Consider the following 7392-nt stretch of genomic DNA (forward strand, 5'->3'; position numbering starts at 1 on the left):
TCCCACAGGTACGCCGCAGGTTTCAGGGCCTGTGATGAACCTGTGGGAGCGGGCGTGCCCGCGAAGAGGCCGGCAAGGTCAAACCCTCAGCCAGCCCTGGGCAAATCCGCCAGCACCGCCTCGATCTCCCCCAGCACCGCCGGGTCATCCAGGGTCGAAGGCGGTACATAGTCCTGCCCGTCGGCAATCTTGCGCAGCACCGCCCGCAGAATCTTCCCGGAGCGGGTCTTGGGCAAGCGCTTCACCAGCCGCACCCGGTTGAAGCACGCCAATGCGCCAATCTCCTCGCGCACGCTGCCCACCAGGTCCACCAGCAGCTGCGCTTCGGCAATGCCCTCGCCATCCTTGAGCACCACCAGGGCCAACGGCACCTGCCCCTTGATCTCGTCATGCACGCCAATCACCGCGCACTCGGCCACCGCCGGATGGCGCGCCACCAGGTCCTCCATCTCGCCGGTGGACAGCCGGTGCCCGGACACGTTGATCACGTCATCCGTGCGCCCCATGATGTAGACGAAGCCGTCTTCGTCCAGATAGCCGCCATCGCCGGTGTGGTAATACCCCGGGTAGGTACGCAGGTAAGCCTGCAGGTAACGCTCGTGGTCGCCCCACAGCGTCTGGCTGCACCCGGGCGGCAATGGCAGGGCGATGACGATCGAGCCCTGGTGGTTAGGCCCCAGCAAGTGGCCCTCGTCATCCAGCACGCACACGTTATAGCCCGGCACCGCCCGGTTGCTCGACCCCGGCTTCGCCGCGCTGCCTTCCAGCCCCACACAGGGCGCGGTGACCGGCCAGCCGGTCTCGGTCTGCCACCAATGGTCGTGCACCGGCTTGCCACTGACCCGTTCCAGCCATTCGTGGGTGCTGGAATCCAGTTTTTCGCCCGCCAGGAACAACTGGCGCAGCGAGCTCAGGTCGTGCTTGCGGATCAGCTCACCCTCCGGGTCTTCCTTGCGGATGGCGCGCATGGCGGTGGGCGCGCAGAACAACGCGTTGACCTTGTATTGCTCCACCACCCGCCAGTAGGCCGAGGCATCCGGGGTACGGATCGGCTTGCCTTCGTAGAAGACCGTGGTGCAGCCGCTCATCAGCGGCCCATAGACGATCAGTGAATGGCCAACCACCCAGCCCACGTCGGATATGCCCCACCACACATCACCAGCCTGCATGCCGTAGATATGGCGCATGGCGTAGCACAGTGCCACGGCATTGCCGCCGTTTTCCCGCACGATGCCCTTGGGTTTGCCGGTGGTGCCAGAGGTATACATGATGTACAGCGGGTCGCCCGCATCCAGTTCCACCGGTGGCACCGGCTCGGCCTTGGCCAATGCCGCCTGCCAGTCCAGGTCACGGCCTGGCTGCAACTGGGCACGCGCCTGCGGCCGCTGCAGCACCAGCACGTTGCGCGGCTGGTGGCGGGCCAGTTGCAGGGCTCGGTCGACCAGCGGCTTGTATTCGATTACCCGGTCGAACTCCAGCCCGCAGGACGCCGTCAGCAGCAGCGTCGGCCGGGCATCGTCGATGCGCAAGGCCAGCTCGTTGGCGGCAAAGCCACCGAACACCACCGAGTGCACAGCGCCAATCCGCGCGCAGGCCAGCATGGCCATGGCCGCCTGCGGCACCATGGGCATGTAGATGATCACGCCATCGCCCTTGTTCACCCCCAGCTGGCGCAACAAACCGGCCAGACGCGCCACTTCGTCACGCAGCTGATGGTAGGTGTAGGCCTGCTGTACGCCGGTCACCGGCGAATCGTAGATCAGCGCCAACTGCTCGCCACGGCCCTGCTCGATCTGGTGATCGAGGGCCAGGTAGCAGCTGTTCAGGCGGCCATCGGCAAACCAGCGGTGGGTGCCGTCGACATTGTCTTGCAGCGTGAGGGCAGGCTTGCGGTGCCAGGCCAGGCGTGCGGCCTGTTCCGCCCAGAACGCGGCAGGGTCGGAAATGGAATGGGCGTAGCTGTGCTGGTAGCTCATATCGTAGGAAACCCGGTACTTGTTGTTATTGAAGGGCGAAACTTGAGTATGGACCGCTACACCCGCGCCGCCATGGGACTAAAGTCACAACCGACCTGCAAATTTGCAGAGAACGCCCCACAACGGTGCAAAGCTTCTAGAATAGGTCACCCCTTCAGCCACCGAGCAGCTCATGGACATCGATCAGGCCCGTACCTTCCTGGAAATCGTGCGTTGCGGCAGCCTGGTCGCCGCCGCCGAACGCCTGTTCGTGTCCCAGACGGCGATCACCGCACGGGTGCAGCGCCTGGAGCAGCAACTGGGCTGTCAGCTGTTCGTGCGTAGCCGTAACGGCGCCAGCCTGACCAGCGATGGCGAGGCATTCGTCAGTTACGCCAACCAGATGGTACAAACCTGGGAAGCGGCGCGCCGCGACCTGCCGCTGCCCGAAGGCTGCCAGCAAGTGCTGCACGTGGGCGGTGAGGTGAGCCTGGGCAACCCGATGATGCTCGACTGGGTCAGTGCCCTGCACCGCGAGCTGCCCAGCCATGCCATCCGCAGCGAGGTGAGCGACGGCGAATCGCTGCTGCGCAAGGTAGAGATGGGCCTGCTGGACGCCGCGCTGGTCTACCAGCCGACCTACGGCCCGGGCCTGCAGGTGGAGCAGTTGATGGAGGAGAAGCTGATACGTGTGCGCCGGGTCGACCAGCCAGACCCGTACATCTATATCGACTGGGGCGAGGCCTTCCGTCGCCAGCACGATGCCGCCCTGCCCGACTGTGCGCGCCCGGCGCTGAGCTTCAACCTGGGCCCTTTGGCCTTGCAGTTCATACTCGACCAGGGCGGCAGTGGCTACTTCCGCACGCGGGTGGTGCAGGCCTATCTGGACTGCGGGGTGTTCGAGCGGGTACCGCAGGCACCAGAGTTCACCTACCCGACCTTCCTGGTGTACCCGCGCAAACGCGACAGCGAAGCCCTGCAACAGGCCTTCGCCATCCTGCGCCGGCTGGTGGCCGCCGGCGCCAGCGACTGGTCACAACGCTGGGACCCGGTTATCTGAAACCTCGGCTTTGCTGAGCAGCTGGCGCTTGAGGCCGGCGATCAGGTCGGTCTGAGTGATCACCCCCACCAACTGGTCGGCATCGAGCACCGGCAGGCAATGCAGGCCCTGCTCGCACAGCAATGGCAGCAAGCGCTCCAGCGGATGCTGGCTGCTGACGCTGATTACCCGGCGGCTCATCACTTGCTCCATGCGCACCACCTTGCGGCCGAACAACCCGCGCCAACCGAAGCGGCCACGCTGCATGGCCGGGCCGACCAGGTCGCTGAGGCTGACGATGCCCACCAGCTTGCCCTGTTGCAGCACCGGCAGGGTTTTCAGGTGGTGGCTGGCCAGCATCTTCCAGGCCTGCTCCAGGGTGGTATCGGGCGTAGCGAACTGCACGTCGCGGGACATCACCGACGCGGCCGTGATGCCGCCGAGGCTGCGCTGCAGGGCGTGTTGCTCGGTGGCCAGGATGATGCGTTCCAGTTCGTCACGGGTGACGTCGACGAACTCGCCCAGTTCTTCCAGGGCCTGGTCCAGGTCTTCCCCGCGGATGCCAACCCGCTCGCTGGGCAGCGGGTCATGGGTGTGGTGCAGGTCCCTGCGCGGCACCACGCTTTTCGGGTAGCGCACGCCGGTGAGGCGGTTGTAGAGGATCGCCACCGTTACCAGGATCAGCGCGTTGAGCAGCACCGGCTCCAGCAGGTGGTCGCCCATGGCGGTCAGCCCCGCGTCGGCCAGCACCGCACTCACCGCCACCCCGCCACCCGGTGGGTGCAGGCAGCGCAGCAGGCACATCACCAGGATCGAGATACCCAGGGCGGCGGCGGCCACCCACAACTCCGGGCCGAAGCCCTGGCGCATGGCCAGGCCGACCGCGCCAGCCAGGGCGTAGCTGCCCAGCACCGGCCAGGGCTGGGCCAACGGGCCGGAGTGCACGGCGAACACCAGCACGGCCGAAGCCGCCAGCGGGCCGAGCAGGTGCAAGGCGATGCCGGGGCCATAGGCCATGCTGGTCAGCCAGCCGGCGAGGAACAGGCCGAGCAGCGCGCCGATACCGGCACGCAACCATTCTTTGGGGGGAATATTCAGGGGCGCTGGCAACAGCCGCTGCAGACGACTTTCGGAACGCGAGGCAGACATGTAGGTAATCGGAATCTGTGGTTTTTCTGGTTAAAAAGAAAGCCCATCCGAGTTGGCCTGGGCCTCGTATTGCGGTTGCAATAGCACAAGGGGCTCCGTCCGTGGAGAGATGGAAACCGCAGGGTTTCGTGGGGGGAGTTTGCCGGGCGGGGTGAGATTGGGCCAATTCAAAAAAATGCGCCTGTACTGCAATTTTTTTGCAGTGGTGATATGGCCAGCACATTTCTCAGGCGCGCCGCGCAACTTGTGGGAGCGGGTTCACCCGCGAAAAATGCAACACGGTGCATGGCACCGGCTTCGCCGGTGTTCGCGGGTAGACCCGCTCCCACAGGGCCCCGACGTTATCGAGCCTTGCGCGGCAAGTCGATGCTTACCCGCAACCCGCCCAAGGGGCTATCCTGCAGCGCCAGGCGCCCGCCCCAGGCCTCGACGATGTCGCGCACGATGCCCAGGCCAAGGCCGTGCCCGTCAACCTGCTCGTCCAGCCGCGAACCGCGCTCCAGCACCTGTTGCCGCTGGCTCTCGGGGATACCGGGGCCATCGTCATCGACCCACACCTGGTAGCCCTCGGCACTCGGCGCAATACCCAGTCGCACCTCGCTGTCGGCCCACTTGCAGGCGTTGTCCAGCAGGTTGCCGAGCAGTTCCAGGAAATCCTCGCGGTCCCACGGCAGCAGCAGCCCGGGCGGCACATCCCTGGCCAGCAGCAGGCCCTCGCCATGGATCATGCCCAGCGTCCCCAGCAACCCCGGCAGCTCGACATCGCAATCGAACTGCGCGCCTGGCAGCGCATCCCCCGCCAGCCGCGCACGGTTCAGCTCACGCGCCAGGCGCTGCTGAATCTGTTCCAGCTGCTCGCGCAGCTGCGCGCGAACCTCTGGCAGGTCCTTCAGGCGCTCGCTGGAGGCCAGGCTCAGCAACACCGCCAGCGGCGTCTTCAGCGCGTGGCCCAGGTTGCCCAGGGCATTGCGCGAGCGGCGCAGGCTGTCTTCGGTATGGCTCAGCAAATGGTTGATCTGCCCCACCAGCGGCGCCAGTTCGCTGGGCACTTCAGCGTCCAGCTGCGAGCGCTGGCCCTGCTGCAACTGGGCGATCTGCTGGCGTGCCCGCTCCAGTGGCCGCAGCGAGCGGGTCACGGTGATGCGCTGCAACACCAGCACCAGGATCAGCGCCACCAGGCACATGCCCAGGCCGATCTGTTGCAGGCGCCGAAAACCTTCGCGTACTGGCGAATAATCCTGTGCCACGCTGATCGAGATGTCCTGGCCCAGGCGCCGGTAGTCGGCACGCAGGGCCAGCAGTTGCTGGCCTTCCGGGCCGAGTTCGTGGCTGTCGGAAAGGCCCGGCACGGCGGGCTTGGGCATGTCCAGATCCCACAGCGAGCGGGAACGCCAGGTGCCTTTATCGAAATCGATGCGGAAGTAGTAGCCGGAAAACGGCCGCTGGTAGGCGGCCGAGATCCGCCGCTCATCCAGCTGCAGGCCGGAAGGCCCGCGCACCAGGGCCACCAGCAGGTTTTCACTTTCCTTGCGCAGGCCGTTTTCCAGGTAGCGCTGCAGGCCGACCTCGAACAACCACAAGGTCAGCTGTGCCAGCACCAGGCCAACCACCACCAGCACCGCCACCAGGCCCAGGCTCAGGCGCGCCTGGATCGACTTCACGCGACGCTCCCGGCGTAGATGTAGCCTTGCCCGCGGCGGGTCTCGATGACGCTGCGGCCCAGCTTGCGCCGCAAGTGGTTGACGTGCACCTCCAGCACGTTGGAGTCGCGCTCGGTTTCACCGTCGTAGAGGTGCTCGGCCAGGTGGCTCTTGGACAGGATCTGTTGCGGATGCAACATGAAGTAACGCAGCAGGCGAAACTCGGCAGCGGTCAGCTGGATATCCACGCCGTCACGGTTCACGCATTGCCGGCTTTCGTCCAGTTGCAGGCCGGCCGCTTCCAGCGTCGGCTGGTTGGCCAGGCCACGGGCACGCCGCAACAACGCCTGGATGCGCAGCTGCAGTTCTTCGGGGTGGAAAGGTTTGCTCAGATAGTCATCGGCCCCGGCCTTCAGCCCTTCGATCCGCTCGGCCCACGAGCCACGGGCGGTGAGGATCAACACCGGCGTGACCAGGCCTGCAGCGCGCCACTGGGCCAGCACCTCCAGGCCCGGCAAGCCCGGCAGGCCAAGGTCCAGGATGATCAGGTCGTAAGGTTCGCTCTGGCCCTGGTACACCGCGTCACGGCCGTCGGCCAGCCAGTCCACGGCGTAGCCCTGGCGCTGCAGGCCGGCGGTCAGTTCATCGGCCAGCGGCACATTGTCCTCGACAAGCAACAGGCGCATTCAGTCGTCTTCCTCGTCTTTGAGCAGGGCACCGCTGCTGGCGTCGAGCTTGATCTCGCGCACCACACCTTCAGCCGTCAGCACCTCGACTTCGTATTCGTAGCGACCGTCGTCTTCTTCCAGCTCGGCCTCCAGCAGACGCGCCCCGGGGTGACGCCCCAGGGCGGTTTCCAGCAGATGTTCGAGCGGCAGGATGATGCCCTTCTGGCGAAGTTCCAGGGCTTCGTCCTGGTCAAGGTCGCGGGCAACGGCCAGGGAACAGACCGCCAGCAGCGCCAGCGCGAGGTAGCGCGCCGGCCGCGGTAGGTGGATCATCAGTTATCCCGCTCGTCCTTCAGCACTTCACCGGTCCTGGCGTCCAGCGCCACGTCCCATTCGACGTTCTGCGTGTCGCGCAGCTCGACCTTGTAGATGTAGCGGCCGTACTCGTCTTCAAGCTCGGAGTCGGTGACGGTGGCGCCGGGGTGCTTGGCCACGGCGGCGGCCTTGAGTTCGTCCAGCGACTTGACGGTCTTGGCGTTGACCAGTTTGACCACTTCGTCGGGCTGCACATCCTTGGCGATGGCGGAATGGGCACCCAGGGCAAGGGCGGCGGCGACGGTGAACAGGGCAGTCAAGGGTTTCATCGTTCTTCTCTCCTGAGAACTGTACAAGTTGTCTACGGGGTTAAGATTAACCACCGGTCCTTAATTCAACCTGAAAACAACTGGCGGCATGATAGCGCAGGTCAGGCTACTGTCTCGCCATCACCCAATCCTGCGCGCCCCTGTGGGAGCGGTTTCACCCGCGAACACCGGCGCCACGGCGTTGGCTTCTTCGCGGCTAAAGCCGCTTGTGTCTTGAGAGGGGATTAGAATCTGGAGTGAGAGCGGTGAATGGCAAGCTGAATGCCAGAGGTGCCTTGAGCACGTGTGGGAGCACAA

Annotated in this window: 7 protein-coding genes; 1 reads left to right on the plus strand and 6 read right to left on the minus strand. The window is 65.5% G+C overall.

Annotation, left to right across the window (positions count from 1 at the left end; genetic code table 11):
• Window positions 1-86: 86 nt before the first annotated feature.
• Window positions 87-1976, minus strand: coding sequence for a propionyl-CoA synthetase (locus ACIQYU_RS18915; RefSeq protein WP_233694261.1), 1890 nt, complete (start codon window positions 1974-1976; stop codon window positions 87-89).
• A gap of 172 nt (window positions 1977-2148) precedes the next feature.
• Between ACIQYU_RS18915 and ACIQYU_RS18920 the strand changes: the two genes are divergently transcribed.
• Complete coding sequence (locus tag ACIQYU_RS18920; RefSeq protein ID WP_207835312.1) at window positions 2149-3015, plus strand: LysR family transcriptional regulator; 867 nt, start codon at window positions 2149-2151, stop codon at window positions 3013-3015.
• Here ACIQYU_RS18920 and ACIQYU_RS18925 read toward each other — a convergent pair.
• The 5 genes from ACIQYU_RS18925 to ACIQYU_RS18945 all read right to left on the minus strand — a co-directional run bounded on the left by ACIQYU_RS18925 (window position 2989) and on the right by ACIQYU_RS18945 (window position 7095).
• Window positions 2989-4143 carry an HPP family protein gene (locus ACIQYU_RS18925; protein WP_233687862.1) on the minus strand — a complete coding sequence of 385 codons (1155 nt, stop codon included), beginning with the start codon at window positions 4141-4143 and terminating at the stop codon, window positions 2989-2991. The two genes, ACIQYU_RS18920 and ACIQYU_RS18925, sit on opposite strands and share 27 nt — an antisense overlap.
• Before the next feature lie 341 nt (window positions 4144-4484).
• The gene (locus ACIQYU_RS18930) at window positions 4485-5804 is read right to left on the minus strand and encodes a sensor histidine kinase (RefSeq protein ID WP_402801450.1); all 1320 of its coding nucleotides are present in this window, start codon (window positions 5802-5804) and stop codon (window positions 4485-4487) included.
• Window positions 5801-6469: a response regulator transcription factor gene (locus ACIQYU_RS18935; protein ID WP_207835306.1), complete on the minus strand. Its 669-nt coding sequence runs from the start codon at window positions 6467-6469 to the stop codon at window positions 5801-5803. Before ACIQYU_RS18935 ends, ACIQYU_RS18930 begins: the two co-directional genes overlap by 4 nt.
• Window positions 6470-6784 (minus strand): PepSY domain-containing protein, encoded by a 315-nt coding sequence (locus ACIQYU_RS18940; protein WP_207835304.1) that lies wholly within the window; start codon window positions 6782-6784, stop codon window positions 6470-6472.
• Window positions 6784-7095, minus strand: a complete 312-nt coding sequence (locus ACIQYU_RS18945; protein WP_207835302.1) for a PepSY domain-containing protein — start codon at window positions 7093-7095, stop codon at window positions 6784-6786. Before ACIQYU_RS18945 ends, ACIQYU_RS18940 begins: the two co-directional genes overlap by 1 nt.
• Between the last annotated feature and the right edge of the window lie 297 nt (window positions 7096-7392).

Origin of the sequence: Pseudomonas sp. NPDC096925 (genome assembly GCF_044762545.1) — a bacterium.
In the GTDB taxonomy this organism is placed as follows: Bacteria; Pseudomonadota; Gammaproteobacteria; order Pseudomonadales; family Pseudomonadaceae; genus Aquipseudomonas.